This is a genomic window from Corallococcus terminator, from assembly GCF_003611635.1.
Lineage (GTDB): Bacteria > Myxococcota > Myxococcia > Myxococcales > Myxococcaceae > Corallococcus > Corallococcus terminator.
The window spans coordinates 24,704-42,814 of record NZ_RAVZ01000035.1 but is presented as its reverse complement, the minus strand read 5'-3'; the positions used below and the strand labels follow the sequence as shown (position 1 = coordinate 42,814).

Sequence of the window (18,111 nt, the reverse complement as noted above, 5' to 3'; positions counted from 1 at the left end):
CCCCTCCAGCCACCCCCGAGCGTCCGGGAGGGCGGGGCGCGATGCTGGTGGGCATCGGCATCCTGGCATCGAGGCTGATGGGGCTCGTGCGGGAGCGGGTCTTCGCGCACTACCTGGGCAACGCGGACGCCGCCGCCGTCTTCAAGGCCGCGCTTCGCATCCCCAACTTCCTGCAGAACCTCTTCGGAGAAGGCGTCCTGTCGGGCTCCTTCATCCCGGTGTACGCCCAGTTGCTGGGCAAGAAGGACGCCGAGGAGTCGGACCGGGTGGCGGGCGCGGTGTTCGGCCTGCTGGCGCTGGCGACCTGCGTGATGGTGGCGCTGGGCATGCTCGCCACCCCCCTGTTCGTGGACCTCATCGCCCCGGGCTTCGAGGGAGGCGATCGCGACCTGGCGGTGCGGCTGGTCCGCATCCTGTTCCCCGGCACGGGCTTCCTGGTGCTGAGCGCGTGGTGCCTGGGCATCCTCAACAGCCACCGGCGCTTCCTCCTGTCGTACCTGGCGCCCGTGGTGTGGAACGTCGTCATCATCGCCACGCTGCTGGCGGTGGGCGGCCGGTACACGCAAGGGGGCCGCGTCGCGGAAGAGGCGCTGACGGAGTGGCTGGCCTACGGCGTGGTGGCGGGCAGCTTCCTCCAGTTCGCGGTGCAGGTGCCCACGGTGTTGCGCCTGCTGGGGCGCTTCCGTCCGGCGCTGTCCCTGGCGAGCGCCTCCGTGCGCCAGGTGCTGAAGAACTTCGGCCCGGTGGTGCTGGGGCGCGGCGTGGTGCAGTTCAGCGCCTGGGTGGACACCGCGTTCGCATCCCTCATCTCCAGCCGCGCGCTGTCCTCGCTCCTCTACGCGCAGACCATCTACCTCATCCCGGTGAGCCTCTTCGGCATGGCGGTGTCGGCCGCTGAACTTCCGGAGATGGCGCGAGCCACGGGGGAAGGGGAGGCGGACGCGCACGCGAAGCTGAGAAGCCGCATCGACGCGGGCTCGCGGCGGATCGCCTTCTGGGTGGTGCCGTCCGCGGCGGCGCTGCTCTTCCTGGGCGACCTCGTGAGCGGCGCGCTGCTCCAGACGGGCCGCTTCGGCGCGGCGGACTCGCGCTACCTCTGGTACCTGCTGATGGGCGCGGCGGTGGGGCTGGTGGCCTCCACCGTGGGCCGCCTCTACGCCTCCGCCTTCTACGCGCTGAAGGATCCGAAGACGCCCCTGCGCTACGCCGTGGTGCGCGTGAGCCTGGGCACCGTGAAGGCGTACTTCCTGGCGCTGTGGCTGCCGGAGCGGCTGGGCCTGCCCCGGGAGCTCGGCGCGGCCTTCCTCACCCTGTCGAGCGGCATCGTGGCCTGGGTGGAGACCACGCTCCTGCGCCGCAAGCTGAAGCAGCGCGTGGGGCCGGTGGGCCTGCCCGGGGGGCTGCTGGGCCGGTTGTGGGCCGCTGCGGCCGTGGGCGGGCTCGTGGCGCTGGGCGTCAAACAGGGCCTGACCTCCCTCCTGGGCCCCATGCCCGGGGTGGACGCGCAGTGGGGAGGCACGGTGCTCGTGCCGCCGCACCTTCACCCCGTCGTGGGGCTGGTGGCGGTGGCGGTTCCCTTTGGACTCGTCTACTTCGCGGTGTCCGCCGCGCTGGGCGTCCCCGAGGCGAGCGCCGTCTTCCGCAAGGTGGGACGGAGGCTGAGAATCATCCGCTAGACGCGGCGCGGCGCCCGGTGGGACGGCAGCCCTCCAGGCGATGCTTGGGAAAGCCAACGGAATGCAGGACAGGCCCCTTTCGGTTGCGATAGGAGGCCGATTGTGAGGGGGAGGTCGGTATGCGGCTTCCTCCCGACATGGCGCACGTGTAATGTGCGCCGCCTTTTTCAAAAGGCCCTGACTTCACGGGAGTCCGGGGTCGAAATCGTCAACGGAAGGTCTCGGCAGTGAGCGACGAGAAGAGCGGCGGTAATTCGGGCGGTCCTGGCGGTTTCGGTCCCAAGAAGCCGAAGGCCACGTTTGGCGACGTGATGCTGGGCATCCCTTCGGGGGGCCAGGGCAACGAGCGCGGCGGTGGCCGTGGCGGCGGAGGCCGTGACGAGCAGCGCGGTCCGGGACGGGAGCGTGGGGCGCGCGATGCACAGTCGCCGCAGCCTCGTCCCCAGGGCGGCGATGCGGGTGCACCTCGTGGTGGACGCCCCGGCGGTGGTGGCGGCGGCGGTGCGGGACGGGGAGGTGGCGGCGGTGAGCGCCGTCCGTCCGGTCCCATGGTGGTCGTGAAGCGGGCCTCCGGCTCCATTGAGACGCGCGCGCTGGAGGGTGACAAGCCCACCGACGCGACCGCGACGGCGGAGCAGACGGGTGCTGAAGCGCAGGCCTCCGCGGCCACGCCGACGCCCACCCCGACGCCGCGTCCGGTGGCTCCGACGCCCTCCAGCCCCCTCTACGAGGAGGTCCAGGAGTCCGAGTCCTTCGCCGACATGTTCGAGGCGCAGGTCAAGGACGGCGGGGCTCCCGGCCGGCGCGGCGTGCGCCTGGGCGAGAAGGTCTCCGGCACCATCTTCCAGTTGGGCGCGGACACCGCGTTCGTGTCGCTGGACGGCTCCGGCAAGTCCGAGGCGATGATCGAGCTGCGCGAGCTCAAGGACGACGAGGGCATCCTGCGCTTCGGCGTGGGTGACCGCCTGGACGCGCACGTGGTGGAGATGGGTGCCCGCGGCATCCTGCTCAGCCGCGCGCTCGCCAAGGGCAACGCGTCCATGGCGATGCTGGCCGAGGCGCGTGCCTCCGGCATGCCTGTCGAGGGCATGGTGCTCAGCGTGAACAAGGGCGGCGTGGAAGTCGCCATCGGCGACATGCGCGCCTTCTGCCCCATCAGCCAGTTGGACATCCGCTTCGTGGAGAAGCCGGATCAGTTCATTGGCGAGAAGCTCCAGTTCCGCGTCACCGAGGTCCGGGACCGCAACGTGGTGCTGTCGCGCCGGTCGCTGCTGGAAGACGAGCAGCGCAAACTGGCGACGGAGACGCGCAAGAACCTGGCCGTGGGCAAGACGGTCAAGGGCAAGGTCTCCGGCGTGCGCGACTTCGGCGTGTTCGTGGACCTGGGCGGCGTCGAGGGCATGATCCCCGTCTCCGAGCTTTCCTACACGCGCGTGGGTCACCCCAGCGAGGTCGTGAAGCAGGGCGACGACGTGGAGGTGGAGATCCTCCGCATGGAGGAGGGCCAGCCGAACTCCTCCGACAAGGCGAAGCAGAAGGAGCGCATCACGCTCTCGCTTCGCTCCAGCCAGGAGGATCCGTTCAAGAAGGCGCTGGAGGAGCTGCACGAAGGCGACCGCCTGCAGGGCAAGGTCGTCCGGCTGCAGCCGTTCGGTGCGTTCGTGGAGCTGCGCCCGGGCGTGGATGGCCTCGTGCACATCTCCGCGCTGAGCGACCGTCGCATCGCGCACCCGCGTGACGCGGTGAAGGAAGGCGAAGTCATCTGGGTGTCCATCGAGAAGATCGACCCCAACGACAAGCGCATCGGCCTGCGTCGCATCTCCGAGGAGGAGGCGCAGCGTCCTCCCGAGGAGCGTCCGGCGAAGGCCGCTTCGGAAGCCAAACCCGCGCAGGCCGCGGCGCCGCGTCCCAAGGTGGGCGACGTCGTCACCGGCAAGGTGGATCGGCTGGAGCCCTACGGCGTGTTCCTCGCGTTCCCGGGCGGCAAGGGTCTCATCCCGGCCAGCGAGACGGGCACCGACCGCGGCACGGACATGCGCAAGCACTTCTCCATCGGGCAGGAACTGAAGGTGGCGATCATCGACATGGATCCCGCCGGGAAGATCCGCCTGTCCATCCCTGGCGCCATCCGCGCCGAGGAGCGCGCCGAGGTCGAGGCGTGGCAGAAGACGCAGAAGCCGGTGGGCTCGGGCAAGAAGGGTTTCGGCACCTTCGCGGATCTGCTGAGCAAGATGGGCAAGTAGTGCGTCACTCGCTCTCGGCGCTCCCTCGCGACAATGCGGAGGGGCGCCGAGAATAGAGTTGACGGTCGCGAGAGGCGGATGTACTTACCCTCTCGTTCTCGCCGCGGGGTGGAGCAGCCTGGTAGCTCGTCGGGCTCATAACCCGAAGGTCGCAGGTTCAAATCCTGCCCCCGCAACTTGAAAAGCCAGGGGTCTGGTTGAAATGAAAGACCAGACCCCTGGTGTTCAGTCTCAGAAGCAAAAGCGCAGCACGGTGACGCGGGGTGGAGCAGCCTGGTAGCTCGTCGGGCTCATAACCCGAAGGTCGCAGGTTCAAATCCTGCCCCCGCAACTCTGGAAAGGGCCCCAGTCGAAAGACTGGGGCCCTTTCTGTTTTCAGCGTCTGGGTTTCATGCGTGCGCCCGCTTGCCGGTGAGCCTCCAGGTTCCTGGCCGCGCTTCCTTCACCTCGCTGATCCGCGAACCTCCGTGGGCACGGCCATGCGTCCGCTTGTGGGCGCTTGCACGCCGGGGCCCGCATTGACGTGCGACCTACTCACCGGTAGGTTACGGTCGGGTAGGTTGTTGCGGGCCCGTATTCCGTGGGGTGTGAAGCCATGACGAGCCAGTCCCTTCGCGGTGCGCTGAAGAACGCGGATGCCTTGCGCGGTGCCAGCCGGCTCGCGGTGCAGGCCACCCAGGGTGTGATTGGAATCGTGCGGGAGATGCACTGCACCATCGCCAGTGGCCCCGCGATTCTTGGCAGTCCCCTGTCGCGGCCCGTGCGCGCCCTGACGGGGCTGGTCTACGGGACGCTTGAGGGCGTCACGCAGCAGGTCGGCGCGGGCCTCGACGCGGTCCTCGCGCAGCTTGCTCCCTGGCTGGGGGACAGCCTTCCCGGGCCGCAGCGAGAGGCGGTGGTCGCCGCGCTGAATGGGGTGCTGGGGGATGCGCTCGACGAGGGGGGCAATCCGCTCGCCATCCCGATGGCGTTCCGGATCCATGGGCAGCCGCTGTCCCTGGAGCCCGCCGCCTTGCGTGCCGCGCTTCCGGGAGCCGGGAGTCGGGTGATCGTGTTGGTGCACGGCTCGTCGATGAACGATCTGCAGTGGAACCGGCTCGGGCACGACCATGGCGCGGCGCTGGCGCGGGACCTCGGGTACACGCCGCTCTACCTCCACTACAACAGCGGGCTGCACGTCTCCCGCAACGGCCGAGCGTTCTCGGAGTTGCTGGAGCAGCTCGTGGCCGCGTGGCCCGTGCCGCTGGAGGAGCTGACGCTCGTCGGCCACAGCATGGGGGGCCTTGTGTCGCGGAGTGCGTGCCTTGACGCGGAAGCGCGGGGGCATGGCTGGCGGCACCGGCTGCGCAAGCTCGTCTGTCTTGGCACCCCGCACCATGGCTCGCCGCTGGAGCGCGGTGGGAGCTGGATCGATGTGCTGCTCGGCATCAGTCCCTACAGCGCGCCGTTCGCGCGGCTCGGGCGGATCCGGGGGGCGGGTGTCACGGACTTGCGCTTCGGCAACGTGCTGGACGAACACTGGGAAGGGCGGGAGCGCTTCGGATGGGGCGGTGATGTCCGTCGCAAGCTCGCCCTGCCCGACGGGGTGGACTGCTACGCGATCGCCGCGACCTCCGCGCAGGCTTGGGCGGAGCGGCTTCCCGGCGACGGGCTGGTTCCGGTGGCCAGTGCGCTCGGGCGGCACCTCCAGCCGGAGCTGACGCTGCGGTTCCCCGAAGCGAATCAGCGGATCATCCTGCGCGCGAACCACCTGGACCTGCTCAACCACCCGGAGGTCTACGACACGCTCCGCACGTGGCTGTCGTCCTGAGCGCCTACACCAGCGGCTGGACGTGATCCGCGATGCGACCGCTGGCGATGAGCTCGCGCAGCTCATCACCCATGCGCTCGCCTTCCGTCAGCACCTGCTTCCATGCGCGGATGCGCTCATCGTCCTTCATCCGGGTGAAGTCGACGCGGTCGGGGATGCGCTTGTCGGGCAGTCGCTCCAGGTGCGCGGGCGAGGGCGCGATGATCAGCGCACGACGGAAGTTGAGCGGCCCCGCGCGGCGCCACTTCAGTGACTTGTCGAACCAGCCGGGCACCACGTACGGATAGAAGTGCGGGTAGAGCACCAGCCCGTCGCCCGCGCCGTAGTCCACGTCCAGGTGGTAGTCGACGACGCCTCCATCCCGGTACGTCCCCGAAGGCGCCCCAGGGATGTCATGGACCCCCGCGATCACCAGGGGGATGGAGCCGGAGGCCAGCAGGGCAGGGCGCAGGTTGTCGCGTGTCAGCGCGCAGTGGATGGACGGCAGGTCCTTGAGCCCCGCGAACGGACTGGTGTCTCCCGCCGTGTGGAACAACACGCGCTGCATCTGGAGCCCGAGCGTCCGGCGGCTCACCGCGTTCGCCAGGGCCCCGAGCACGAAGCCCGCGAGCTGTGCCCCTGCCTGCTCCACGGCCAGCAATCCCTTGCACCGTGTCGTCACCACATGGAGCCTGGCCCACGGGTGCGTGAGGATCTCCTCCGCACCGTCTGGACCCAGGAGCCCTTCAAGGACCTGGGCGCTCGTCTGACTGACGAGCGACGGCGGGGGCTTGGGTGGATAGCGCTGATCCAGATAGGCGTCCGCGAACCGCTTCAGCGCGGCCACCGGATCCTTCTGCGCCAAGCACGCCAGCCGCCAGCTCCCGATGGAGCTGCCAATGAGATGCAGGGGCCGGGTGCGCGGCTGCTGGAGGAGTTCTCCAAACAGCACCCGGTCGATGCCTTCCAGAGCCAACCACTTCGGTCCCCCCGAAGCACCGGGAAGGATGTCCACGTCCTCCGCGCGCAGCCCGCGTTCACGAAGGATGCGCAAGGCGTCGGGACCGGCCAGCAGGGTGAGGCTTTGGCTCATCGCGGGCGCGGAACCTAGCAGGCCCGGGCCCGGGGACTATTGCTTCCCGTCAGGCGGCTCTGACTCCAGCGGGTTGAGCGTCACCACCCGGTGGCCGTCTTCTTCCGGTTCACTGCGGACCTCTTCCAGTTCCTCCGGACTCCGGGGTGCGCGTTCGGAAAAGTTGTCGTTCTCGAGGTGACGCTGGCGCTGCTCGCTGGTGCCGCCGTAGCCCTCCTGCAGCTTCTTTCCAGCCATGTCCGTGCTCCCTCGCAAGGGGTGAACAGGAACAGTCGTTACGGCCCATGGCGGGCGCAAGCGGAGCCCTGCTCGAATGCTTGGATGCCCCCAGGACGGGGCTCCGGGCCCGCCGCGCCCCCTCACTCCTCCAACGTCCCCACGGAAGGGGAGGCCCCTTCGCGCTCCCGCTGGGCCGACAGGTAGGCGGAGAAGCCCGCCTTGGACTGGATGCGGAACTCGGGGATGCGCGCGAGGACCCTGTTCGTGAACGCGTACTGCTCACACACGAGGCTTGCCCGCAGTGCGCCCTCCGTGCCCCCCGTAAAGGGTTGCACCTCGTGCGCGAGGTCGCCCCGGAAGTGGACCAGCATGCCCGGCTCGGGCGCCACGTCACCCTGGGGCTCGTTGTCGCGAAACAGTCGCAGCGCTCCGCCTCGTGCTTCGGGGGGCACGCGCAGGTAGAGCACGCTCACGTGCGCGGGCGTCGCGTGCCGCAGGCCACTGGGCTCCTGCAACGTCGCGTCGATGTGGCGTCCCACGGGCGTCCCCGCGTCCAGCAGCAACAGGTTCAGGTAGAAGGCATTGGGACGGAGCCCGGAGTCGCGGGTGCCGAACCAGCGCCACCGCTTCCGCGGCGCCAGCTCCCGGGCGCTGTCGCCATCGAGGATGCAGCGCAGGTACGCGGACAGGAACGGGAAGCGCTCTTCCAGCGTCGCGCGGCCGGCCTGCGTGAAGATGAACGAGAAGCCCCGGCTCGCGCGGAAGGTGCCCATCAGCGGACTGCGCGCGACGAAGCGTGAGCCGAGCAGGGCGTCGCCCAGGGACTCCAGTTCGGCGCGGGGCAGGGCGTCGCGGTGGGTGACGTACTCGGGCACGGGCGGAACGCTAACGCCTTCCCGGGTCCACGAGAATGGCCACTTCCGGGTCGCCTCCCTTCCGGGCGGGCCCCGGCTTCGGAGCCCGCTCCCCGCCGCTACAGGGCCCCCTGCTTCACGAACTCCTTCGACCGTCCCAGCATGTGGAGCAGCGCCTTCTCCGAACAGTGCATGCCTCCGCCCGCGTGCGCCGCCAGCTCGTCCACGGACTTGAAGTAGCGATCCACCACCTGGCCGCGCTCGAAGAGGGCGAGCACCGACGGGTAGATGTACGACGCTCGGGCCACTGCGGGCGTGTTGCCCAGGTGTTCGGACGCCTCGCGGACCGCGGCCACCATGCTCTTCTTGATGACGTGCTTCTTCACGAGCCCCGTGTCGCCTTCACGCTTCACGTGAGCGCGGGCCCGGGCGAGCGCGCACGCACAGATGAGCGTGCCGGCCCAGGTGCGGAAGTCCTTCGCGCTGTAGCCAGGCCCCATCACCTGCTGGATGTATTCGTTGATGTGCCGGCGCCGCACGTCCACCACCGCGCCGTCATCCAGCACGAACTTGAACACGTCGCGCCCGCGCACCTTGAGCAACTGCCGCACGAGCGTGGCCACGCGCCGATCCTTGAGCTCCCGGTGCTGGCGCACGCCCGACTTGCCCGGGTAGTCGAACACCACCTTGTCGCCCGTCACCTTCACGTGGCGCGCCCTCAACGTGGCGAGCCCGAAGCTGCCGTGCTCCTCCGCGTAGCGCTGGCTGCCCGGGCGGATGAAGCACGTGCCCAGGATGCGCAGCATCCCCGCGAGCACCCGGTCCCGGCTCAGCCCCCGCTTGCGCAGATCCACGTTCACCTGCCGCCGCATCTTCGGCAGCGCCTTCGCGAAGCCCACGATGCGCTGGAACTTCACCGACTGCTGGCGCTGCGTATGCGCCTCGCTGTAGCGGTACTGCCAGCGGCCCGCGCCATCCCGCCCCACCGCCTGGAGCCGCGCGGACGCCTTCGTCGCGATGGCCACCTCCGTCCACGCGGGCGGCAGCTTCAACGCCTCGATGCGCTCGCGCTCCTTCTGGGACACCGCGCGGCCGTTCGCGTCCACGTAGCGGAAGCCCTGCTTCATCGTCCCCACCCGGCGCAGCCCCTCACGGCGCAGGAGCTCCAACTGCGTCAGGCCTTGAGAGGCACGACGGTTCCGCTCTGTTTCCAAGACTGCGAGGTTGGAGCGCATCGCGACCATCCAGGGGCCGGAGGTCCAGGACGCCTGGAGGCTCGGGCTCACCCTGTAGTGCGCAGCCTGCTGCGGGCCGGCAATCCCGACCGCCCCCTGGCTGCATGCCCTTCAGGCAGGTCGAAAAGCCCTGGGTGGCATTTTCGGATGGGGGTGCAGTCGCTTACACTCCCTTGCGACTCCAAACTCCAACGTTTTTTCCGAGGCATGACGACCTTCCTCGACGCCCTGGTGGCGTTTCCGACCGCGATCTTCACCGCCCTGCTCGGGGTGGTGCTGGCCTATTGGCTCTGCGTGATCATCGGCGCGGCGGGCATCGACATGCTGGACGGCGATGCCCACTTCGACCTGGAGAGCGGCGCCAAGGCGGTGGGCGGCGCGTTCGAGGGCGGCGCCAAGGCGGTGAGTGGCGCGTTCGAGGGCGGGGCGAAGGCCACCTCGGGGCTGCTGGAGGGCGGCGCGAAGGCCGTCGCGGGGCATGGCCACGCCGGGCACTCGCACCTGCACGACGCGGAGGCCGCCACCGGATTGCTCGCGGCGCTGGGCTTCGGCGGCATCCCCCTCACGGTGTCCGTGAGCCTGGTGGTCTTCCTGTCCTGGTCGCTGTCGCTGCTGACCGGCCAGATGGCGCACGGCGCGCTCTCCATGCTGCCCTCGTGGCTCATCAGCACCGGCCTGGGCCTGGGCTGCTTCGCGGTGGGTACGGTGGTGGCCGGACTCGCGGTGCGCCCCCTGCGGCCCATCTTCATCGCCAAGCGCGCCCCGGGCCGCGAGGCCCTGATGGGCCGCGTGTGCAACATCTCCAGTGGCAGCGTGACGGCGCGCGACGGCCACGCGACCTTCAACGACGGGGCCGCGGGCCTCATCCTCAACGTCGTCTGTGAAAAGCCCAACCAGCTCCGGCGCGGTGAGCCGGCGTTGATCCTCGGCTACGATGCCGAGCGCGGCGTGTACGAGGTGGAGCCGGTGGACTGGCTCCTGCCCCAGGAAATGGAGCAGCTTCGCGATCCGCTCAAGGCAGCGGCTGTCGCGAGGGCCCGCTCGCAGCGATGAACATTGGCGTCCTCCGGGCCTTCCGGACGGGCGCGACAATCGGCACCGGGTGGCTTTCGCGGGGGACCCCGAGTGCTTGGAACAAGGCCCGCCCAATCGACTTACAGGAAGGCCATGGATCCCATCAGCCTGGCAGCAATCATCGGCGGCGGCATCATCATCCTCTTCGGCATCTTCGTCAGCGTGGCGAAGTTCTACCGCCAGGTGGATCAGGGCAAGGTGCTCATCGTCAACACGATGAAGACGGAGCCCACGGTGACGTTCACCGGCGCCGTCGTCCTCCCCATCGTCCACCGGGCGGAGGTGATGGACATCTCGCTGAAGACGGTCGAAATCGATCGCCGTGGCAAGGAAGGCCTCATCTGCCAGGACAACATCCGGGCGGACATCAAGGTCACCTTCTTCGTGCGCGTGAACAAGACCCGCGAGGACGTGCTCAAGGTCGCCCAGTCCATCGGCTGTGTGCGCGCCAGTGATCAGGAGACGCTGGAGAACCTCTTCGAGGCCAAGTTCTCCGAAGCCCTCAAGACGGTCGGCAAGAGCTTCGATTTCGAGGAGCTCTACACCAAGCGCGATGAGATCAAGGACAAGGTGGTCGGCACCATCGGCCGCGACCTCAACGGCTACATGCTGGAGGACTGCGCCATCGACTTCCTCGAGCAGACCCCGGTGGAGATGCTCGACAAGGACAACATCCTGGACGCCCAGGGCATCCGGAAGATCACCCAGCTCACCACCGAGCAGAACGTCTTCACCAACGAGCTGCGCCAGTCCGAGCGCATGGCCGTGACGAAGCGCGACGTGGAAGCCGACGAGGCCATCTTCGCCCTGCAGCGTCAGCGCGAAGAGGCGTCCGCCAAGCAGCGCCGGGAGATCGACAGCATCCAGGCGCGTGAGACGGCCGAGGCCGACCGCGTGAAGAGCGAGGAGTTCGCCAAGGCGCAGCTCGCGCGCATCAAGGCGGAAGAAGAGATCGCCATCAACGAGGAGAACAAGACGCGCCAGGTGCAGGTGGCGCAGAAGAACCGCGAGCGCGTGGTGGGCGTGGAGACCGAGCGCGTGGAGAAGGACCGCGCCCTGGAAGCCATCAACCGCGAGCGCGAGACGGAGCTGCAGCGCATCTCCAAGGAGAAGGCGCTCGAAGGCGAGAAGAAGGCCATCGCCGACGTGGTGCGCGCCCGCATCGCGGTGGAGAAGACCGTCGCCCAGGAAGAGGAGAACATCAAGGACCTGCGCGTGACGTCGGAGGCCAAGCGCAACAAGGACGCGCTCATCATCGCCGCCCAGGGCCACGCGGAAGAGGCGTCCGTCAAGGACATCCAGGCCGCGGACGCGAGCGCGAAGATCGCTGTCTTCCTCGCCAAGGAGAAGCTGACCCTGGCGGAGGCGGACCTGGAGGCCGCGGACAAGTCGGCCAAGGCGAAGATCCGGCTGGCCGAAGGCATCCAGGCCGAGGCCGCCGCCGCGGGCCTCGCCAGTGTGCGTGTGCGTGAAGCCGACGCCGTCGCCACGGAGAAGCTGGGCATGGCGCAGGTGCGTGTGAAGGAGGCCGAGGCCTCCGTCATCCAGAAGCAGGGCCAGGCGCAGGCCTCCGCCACGCGCGAGAAGCTGCTCGCCGAGGCCTCCGGTCTGGAGGAGAAGGGCATGGCCCACGCCCGCGTGCAGGAAGCGGAAGCCGGCGCCATCCACAAGCGCGGCGAGGCCGAGGCGTTCGCCATGCGCGAGAAGCTGCTCGCCGAGGCCGCGGCCATCCAGGAGAAGCTGATGGCCGAGGCGCGGGGCCTGTCGGAGAAGGCCACCGCGATGAAGGCCCTGGACGGCGTGGGTCGCGAGCACGAGGAGTACCGCCTGCGCCTCAACAAGGAGCGCGACGTGGAGCTGGCGGCCATCAACGTGCGCAAGGACATCGCCCAGGCGCAGGCCCAGGTGCTGGGTCAGGCCTTCGGCAACGCGAAGTTCCAGATCGTCGGCGGCGACGGGAAGTTCTTCGAGAACTTCATCAAGGCCGTGTCCTTCGGCAACTCGGTGGACGGCGCGCTGGACCACAGCGAGACCCTGAAGAAGACGCTCGGCGGCTACCTGAACGGTGAGAAGGACCTGCCGGCGGACCTGAAGGAGATCCTCTCCAAGCCGGGCCTCAGCAACGACGCGCAGAACCTGGCTGTCGCCGCGCTGCTCAACCGGATGTCCATCAGCCCCACCGCCTCCACCGCCGCCGGCATCAAGGCGCTCGTGCAGACGGAGGCCTCGGCCCTCCTCGAGAAGCAGGGCTAGGCGCAGGGGTCGTCCTCCGGCGCATCCGCGAACCGCATCCCTTTTCGGTGAACATCCATGGCAACTGACAGCGGCAAGACCCCGGGCACCCCTGTGCCCGGGGGCGAGGCGACGCTGGAGGGCGGCAGCTACGAGGTCATCCGTGCGCGCCTCCACTCCCAGGCGGACGCGCTGGCGACCCAGGCGAACGACCTCAACGGGCGGCGCAAGGCGCTGTTCGGTGGCACGGAACTCACCGTCATCGGCAACGAGCGGGTGCGCACGGAGAACAACTGCGTCCCGCGCGACATCGTCAGCGTCGGGAAGTACCTCCTCTTCGGCTACAACGTCTTCATCGGCCTGAAGAAGGAGACGGTCGTCTCGGACGTCTTCTCGCTGCACCGCTTCGAGAAGACGGCCGAGGGCTTCGACTTGTCCGCCGTGCCTCCCACGGAGGCCGGCGGCTTCCTCGCGGACCCCCGGTTCGTGAAGGACTTCGGAGAGCTGTACAAGTACTACAAGGACGCGAAGCTGTTGCAGTTGCGCCGGCGGGATTCGCGCCTGCTGGCGGTGTTCCAGACGGGCCAGTCCGCGCGCGACCTCAAGGTCTTCCGCTTCAACGTGGACGTGGAGGGCCGCGCCACCTACGTCGACAACCAGGGCGAGCGCGACCACGTCTATCCGGCGTCGCACGACTTCGAGTGGACGGTGGCCACGCGCGAGCAGTACGTGCTGGGCCAGCACCCGCACGTCAACGTGTTGGATCAGGTGTTCGTGGAGACGGTGAAGGGCGACCTCACCATCAAGGTGGAGGACAACACCTCCACGGGCCTGGGCATCTACAGCGAGCCGGTGGACGACCCGGATCAGTCGCTGGACGACGCGGAGTTCGCCTGGACGCAGGTGGGCGGCCTCATCCTGCTGCGCGTGCTCCCGTTCCGGGAGAAGGCGCACCGCTACCTCGTCTTCAACGCGCGCACCCAGCACGTGGTGCGCATCGACGCCATCGGGCAGTCCTGCGTGCGGCTGCCGGAGGACCAGGGCATCGTCTTCCCGGGCGGCTACTACCTCCAGACGGGCGACTACAAGGTCTTCGACGGCGCGTCGGAGCAGATGGAGTTCCACCACGCGGTGCGCTCGCCCAACGGGGAGGACGTGCTCTACGTCTTCCACCGCCGGGACGAGGGCAGCTACGTGCTGTTCCCGTACAACCTGGTGCGCAAGGAGGTGCAGACGCCGCTGCTGGCCAACGGCATGAGCATCTTCGCGGACGGCGGGCTGGTGGTGTTCCGCGCCACGTCGCAGGAGCCCACGCGCGTGCACCCCATGCAGGTGTGGCAGACGCCGTTCGTCTCCGACGAGCACGCGGCGCAGCTTCCCCCCGCGCCGGGCTACCTGGGCAAGGTGGGCAACGCGGAGCTGGTGCGCGGCATCAGCGATGCGCTGACGCTGCCGCGCGTGGCGAAGACGGACAAGCCCACCCGCCGCACCTATGAGGACCTGGTGTCCGCGGCCACGCGGGCGCTGGACGCGTACTACTGGCTGAACCACGCGGAGGTCGGGCTCCAGGCGCCCATTGAACTCCTGCGGCGCACCTCCGAGCTCATCATCGATGAGTTCGAGAAGGTCCTCGCGATGCGCAAGCGCGCGGAGGAGGCGCTCGCGCAGGCGGTGACGGCGCAGGACACGCTCCTGCTCCAGTCGCAGCCGGAGGGGCTCACGGACGCGGAGGGCTTCATGCGGGCGCTGGCGGACCTGCGCCGGCACCGCGGGCACCTCATCACCCTGAAGGACATCCGCTACATGGACCTGGGGCGCGTGGACGCCCTGGAGCAGGCGGTGGTGGCCGCGTCCGACGCCGTCAGCACCGCGTGTGTGGACTTCCTCCAGAAGGGCGAGGCCCTCCAACCGCTGGCCACCCGGCTGGACGGCCTGCTGGAGCGGCTGGAGCCTGTCACCACGACGGCGGAGCTGGCGCCGCTGGTGGAGGACGTGGAGCGCACCGGCCAGGGCCTGGAGGTGCTGGGCGAGGTCGTGGGTGGCCTCCAGGTGGGCGACCCACTGGCGCGCGCCCGCATCCTGGAGGGCATCTCCGAACTGTTCAGCCGCCTGAACCGCGTGCGCGCGGGACTCCAGGCGCGGCGCAAGGAGCTGAGCAGCCGGGAGAAGCGCGCGGAGTTCGGCGCGCAGTTCAAGCTGCTAGGCCAGAGCATCGAGAACGCGCTGTCCCAGTCGGATGCGCCGGAGAAGTGCGACGAGGCGCTGTCGCGGCTCACGGTGATGCTGGAGGAGCTGGAGGGCCGCTTCGGCGAGTTCGACGAGTTCTTGGGGCAGATCACCCAGAAGCGCGAGGAGCTGCTGGAGGCCTTCGGCGCGCGCAAGCAGTCGCTGGTGGACGAGCGCCAGCGCCGCGCGTCCGGCCTCTTCAGCGCCGCGGAGCGCATCCTCCAGGGCGTGCAGCGCCGGGCGAAGGCGTTCAAGGCGGACGACGAGCTCAACGCCTACTTCGCGTCCGACGCGATGATCCTCAAGCTGCGGCAGTTGGCCGAGCAGCTCCTGGCGCTGCAGGACAGCGTGCGCTCGGACGAGGTGATGTCGCGGGTGAAGTCCTCGAAGCAGGACGCCCTGCGCGCGCTGCGCGACCGGCAGGACCTGTTCGAGGGCGGCGAGGGGCTCATCAAGCTGGGGCCCTACCGCTTCCACGTCAACACCCAGCCCCTGGACCTGACGCTGGTGCCGCGCGACGGCGCGCTGTACCTCCAGCTCACCGGCTCCGACTACACGCAGAAGCTGGAGGACCCGGAGCTGCTCAAGTACCGGGAGCTGTGGGAGCAGCACCTCGTCTCCGAGACGCGCGACGTCTACCGCGCGGAGTACCTGGCCGCGGCCCTGCTGATGGACGCGGAGGAGGGCAGGGGCGGACTGACGCTCGCGGCGCTGTACGAGGCCGGCGCGCAGGGCACCCTGCTGGAGCGCGTCCGGGCGTACTCGGCGGACCGCTTCGATGAGGGCTACGAGCGCGGCGTGCACGACGCGGACGCGGTGAGCCTCCTGGAGAAGCTGCTCGCGCTGCACCAGGGCGCGGGCCTCTTGCGCTTCGCCCCGGTGCCCCGCGCCTGGGCCGCGCTCTACTGGGCGTTCGACACGGACGACACGCTCCGGGGCGTGTTCCACCGTCGCGCGCAGAGCCTCGCGCGGCTGCGCCAGGCGTTCGATACGTCGTCGGACCTGGTGGCGCTGGGCGATGAGCTGGGTGAGCAGGTGCTCGCGTTCCTCAAGGGGCACGGGCTCGCGGCGTCGCCCGCGGAAGGACGTCAGGCGGGCCGCTACCTCGTGGAGGAGCTGGCGGTGGCGAACCCCCGCTTCACCACCAGCCGCGAGGCGCTGGCGGTGCAGGAGGCCTTCCTCGCGCACCTGGACCGGCACGGTTCGCGCACCGCGTTCGACGAGGACCTGCGCGGCCTGGAGAAGAACCTGCCGGAGCGCCTGCGCATCGCGCGGGCCTGGGTGGACGCGTTCCTCGCGAAGCGCGAGGGGGGCGCGGGCGACGCGGCCTACGTTTCGCTGGAGACGGCGGTGGTGCTCATCACCGAGCGCAAGCTGGACCGCGAGACGGCGGGCGCCATCACGTCCTCGGAGGCCACGGGCCTGCTGGGCAGCCACCCGCGCGTGCAGGACCGCAAGCTGCCGCTGCGCCTGGATGAGTTCCTGTCCCGGCTGGGCGAGTTCCGTCAGGTGCGCGTGCCCGCGTACACGGCCTACCGCGCGTACCTGCGCGACCTGCTGGACAAGGAGCGGCGCAAGCTGCGGCTGGAGGAGCTGACGCCCAAGGTGCTCACGAGCTTCGTGCGCAACCGGCTCATCGACGAGGTGTACCTGCCGCTCATCGGCGCCAACCTGGCCAAGCAGTTGGGCGCGGCGGGCGAGGGCAAGCGCACGGACCGCATGGGCATGCTGCTGCTCATGTCGCCTCCGGGCTACGGCAAGACGACGCTGATGGAGTACGTGGCCAGCCGCCTGGGCCTCACCTTCGTGAAGGTGAACGGTCCCGCGCTGGGCCACTCGGTGAAGTCGTTGGATCCGGCGGAGGCGCCCAACGCCACGTCGCGGCAGGAGGTGGAGCGCATCAACCTGTCTTTCGAGATGGGCAACAACGTGATGCTCTACCTCGACGACATCCAGCACACGGATCCGGAGCTGCTCCAGAAGTTCATCTCCCTGTGCGACGGCCAGCGCCGCGTGGAGGGCGTCTGGAATGGCCAGACGCGCACGTACGATCTGCGCGGCAAGAAGTTCTGCGTGGTGATGGCGGGCAACCCGTACACGGAGACGGGTGAGCGCTTCCGCATCCCGGACATGCTCGCCAACCGCGCGGACACGTACAACCTGGGCGACATCCTGGATGGCAAGGAAGAGCTGTTCGCGCTCAGCTACCTGGAGAACGCGCTCACCTCCAACCCGGTGCTGGCGCCGCTGGCCACGCGCGACCCGCAGGACGTGCACCGCCTCATCCGGATGGCGAAGGGGGAGGAAGTCCCTTCCGGCGAGCTGAAGCACGGCTACGCGGCGGCGGAGCTCCAGGAGATCATCGCTGTCCTCCAGCGGCTGTTCCGGGTGCAGCAGGTGCTGCTCAAGGTGAACCTCCAGTACATCGCCTCCGCCGCGCAGGACGAGCGCTTCCGCACGGAGCCGCCGTTCAAGTTGCAGGGCAGCTACCGCAACATGGGCAAGATGGCGGAGAAGGTCGTCTCCGCGATGACGGACGACGAGCTGGAGCGCCGCATCGACGACCACTACCAGGGTGAATCCCAGACGCTCACCACCGCCGCGGAGCAGAACCTGCTCAAGCTGGCGGAGATGCGTGGGCGCCTGACGCCGGAGAAGGCGAAGCGCTGGGAGGAGATCAAGCAGGGCTTCGCCCGCGTGAAACGCATGGGGGGCAAGGAGGACGACCCCGTCGCGCGCGTCACCGGCCAACTGGGCGCCATCGAGGAGCAGTTGGGCGCGGTGCGCGACGCCGTGGTCCAGGCCGCAGCTCAAGCGGGCAGCGCTCCGGACGTGGACCCCATGGTGGAGGTGGCCCCGCACCTGGAGGCCCTGCGCGAAGCTGTCCTGGAGGTGGCCCGCGTCGGTCGTGAGACGGCCGCGAAGCCGCCGCCCCTGCCGGCGCCTGTCGTGGCCCCGGCCGCTCCGGCGACGGACCTGGCGCCGTACCTCAAGCACCTGGCCCAGTTGCTCAAGGCCCTCACGGAACGCGTGGCGACCGCATCCGAGGCGCCCACCCTGCGCAATGTGCCGCTGGCCGCGCCGGCCCCCGACTTCGGGCCGTACCTGGCGCAGCTCTCCCACGCCATCACCGCCCTGGCGGACCGGCCGGTGTCCGTGTCCATGCCGACGCCGTCCGCGGCGGAGTCGCTCCAGCGCGCGGCGAGCGGTCCGTCTCCGGCGGAGCTCAGCCGGCAGATTGAGCTGGTGGAAGGGGCGCTCCTGCCGCTGGAGCGCGCCGCCCGCCGCAACGTGCAGGGCGAAGGGGAGGGCATCAAGGCCCTCCAGGTCTGGCAGGGCATCACCGAAGCGCTGGAGCTGCTGCGCGGCATGCTGCGGCGTTAGCGCGGGCTTCGAACGCCATGGGTGTTACCCCACCCATGGCGCTCGGGTGCCAATGATTGCCGAAAAGACTTTCATGTCTGGGCTTG

The 18,111-nt window shown here is 69.4% G+C and carries 10 protein-coding genes and 2 tRNA genes; 8 read left to right on the top strand and 4 right to left on the bottom strand.

Annotated features, from left to right (window positions below; genetic code table 11):
* The 5 genes from murJ to D7V88_RS07920 form a co-directional block, all read left to right on the top strand.
* The coding region (murJ, locus tag D7V88_RS07940; protein ID WP_372241073.1) for a murein biosynthesis integral membrane protein MurJ at nt 1-1,676 on the top strand (1,676 nt) is incomplete at its 5' end.
* 227 nt (nt 1,677-1,903) lie between these two features.
* Entirely contained in the window at nt 1,904-3,919 is a 2,016-nt protein-coding gene (locus tag D7V88_RS07935) for a S1 RNA-binding domain-containing protein (protein ID WP_120539997.1), read from the top strand.
* A 102-nt stretch (nt 3,920-4,021) separates the two neighbouring features.
* Nucleotides 4,022-4,095, top strand: a tRNA-Met gene (locus D7V88_RS07930).
* Nucleotides 4,096-4,176: 81 nt separating this feature from the next.
* Nucleotides 4,177-4,250 (top strand) — tRNA-Met (locus tag D7V88_RS07925).
* Nucleotides 4,251-4,514: 264 nt separating this feature from the next.
* Nucleotides 4,515-5,729, top strand: a complete 1,215-nt coding sequence (locus tag D7V88_RS07920) for an esterase/lipase family protein (protein ID WP_120539996.1) — start codon at nt 4,515-4,517, stop codon at nt 5,727-5,729.
* A 4-nt stretch (nt 5,730-5,733) separates the two neighbouring features.
* On the opposite strand, the gene D7V88_RS07915 is transcribed toward D7V88_RS07920, so the two are convergent.
* The 4 genes from D7V88_RS07915 to D7V88_RS07900 all read right to left on the bottom strand — a co-directional run bounded on the left by D7V88_RS07915 (nt 5,734) and on the right by D7V88_RS07900 (nt 9,109).
* On the bottom strand, nt 5,734-6,801 hold the full coding sequence (locus tag D7V88_RS07915) for a patatin-like phospholipase family protein (RefSeq protein WP_120539995.1): 1,068 nt from the start codon (nt 6,799-6,801) through the stop codon (nt 5,734-5,736).
* Between the two features lie 36 nt (nt 6,802-6,837).
* Complete coding sequence (locus tag D7V88_RS07910; protein WP_120539994.1) at nt 6,838-7,038, bottom strand: hypothetical protein; 201 nt, start codon at nt 7,036-7,038, stop codon at nt 6,838-6,840.
* Between the two features lie 122 nt (nt 7,039-7,160).
* Nucleotides 7,161-7,895 (bottom strand): 2OG-Fe(II) oxygenase, encoded by a 735-nt coding sequence (locus D7V88_RS07905; RefSeq protein WP_120539993.1) that lies wholly within the window; start codon nt 7,893-7,895, stop codon nt 7,161-7,163.
* 98 nt (nt 7,896-7,993) lie between these two features.
* Nucleotides 7,994-9,109 (bottom strand): DNA topoisomerase IB, encoded by a 1,116-nt coding sequence (locus D7V88_RS07900; RefSeq protein WP_244238045.1) that lies wholly within the window; start codon nt 9,107-9,109, stop codon nt 7,994-7,996.
* Between the two features lie 207 nt (nt 9,110-9,316).
* On the opposite strand from D7V88_RS07900, the gene D7V88_RS07895 reads away from it, so the two are divergent.
* The 3 genes from D7V88_RS07895 to D7V88_RS07885 all read left to right on the top strand — a co-directional run bounded on the left by D7V88_RS07895 (nt 9,317) and on the right by D7V88_RS07885 (nt 18,025).
* Nucleotides 9,317-10,162 carry a hypothetical protein gene (locus tag D7V88_RS07895; protein ID WP_120539992.1) on the top strand — a complete coding sequence of 282 codons (846 nt, stop codon included), beginning with the start codon at nt 9,317-9,319 and terminating at the stop codon, nt 10,160-10,162.
* Between the two features lie 114 nt (nt 10,163-10,276).
* A complete protein-coding gene (locus tag D7V88_RS07890; protein WP_120539991.1) occupies nt 10,277-12,436 on the top strand; it encodes an SPFH domain-containing protein in 2,160 nt (719 codons plus the stop codon).
* Nucleotides 12,437-12,493: 57 nt separating this feature from the next.
* Nucleotides 12,494-18,025 (top strand): DNA repair ATPase, encoded by a 5,532-nt coding sequence (locus D7V88_RS07885; protein WP_120539990.1) that lies wholly within the window; start codon nt 12,494-12,496, stop codon nt 18,023-18,025.
* Nucleotides 18,026-18,111: the final 86 nt, after the last annotated feature.

Coding starts and splice junctions, on each gene's coding strand:
- D7V88_RS07890 (WP_120539991.1), top strand. CDS start 10,277: ATGGATCCCATCAGCCTGGCAGCAATCATCGGCGGCGGCATCATCATC.
- D7V88_RS07900 (WP_244238045.1), bottom strand. CDS start 9,109: ATGCGCTCCAACCTCGCAGTCTTGGAAACAGAGCGGAACCGTCGTGCC.
- D7V88_RS07915 (WP_120539995.1), bottom strand. CDS start 6,801: ATGAGCCAAAGCCTCACCCTGCTGGCCGGTCCCGACGCCTTGCGCATC.
- D7V88_RS07895 (WP_120539992.1), top strand. CDS start 9,317: ATGACGACCTTCCTCGACGCCCTGGTGGCGTTTCCGACCGCGATCTTC.
- D7V88_RS07885 (WP_120539990.1), top strand. CDS start 12,494: ATGGCAACTGACAGCGGCAAGACCCCGGGCACCCCTGTGCCCGGGGGC.
- D7V88_RS07920 (WP_120539996.1), top strand. CDS start 4,515: ATGACGAGCCAGTCCCTTCGCGGTGCGCTGAAGAACGCGGATGCCTTG.
- D7V88_RS07910 (WP_120539994.1), bottom strand. CDS start 7,038: ATGGCTGGAAAGAAGCTGCAGGAGGGCTACGGCGGCACCAGCGAGCAG.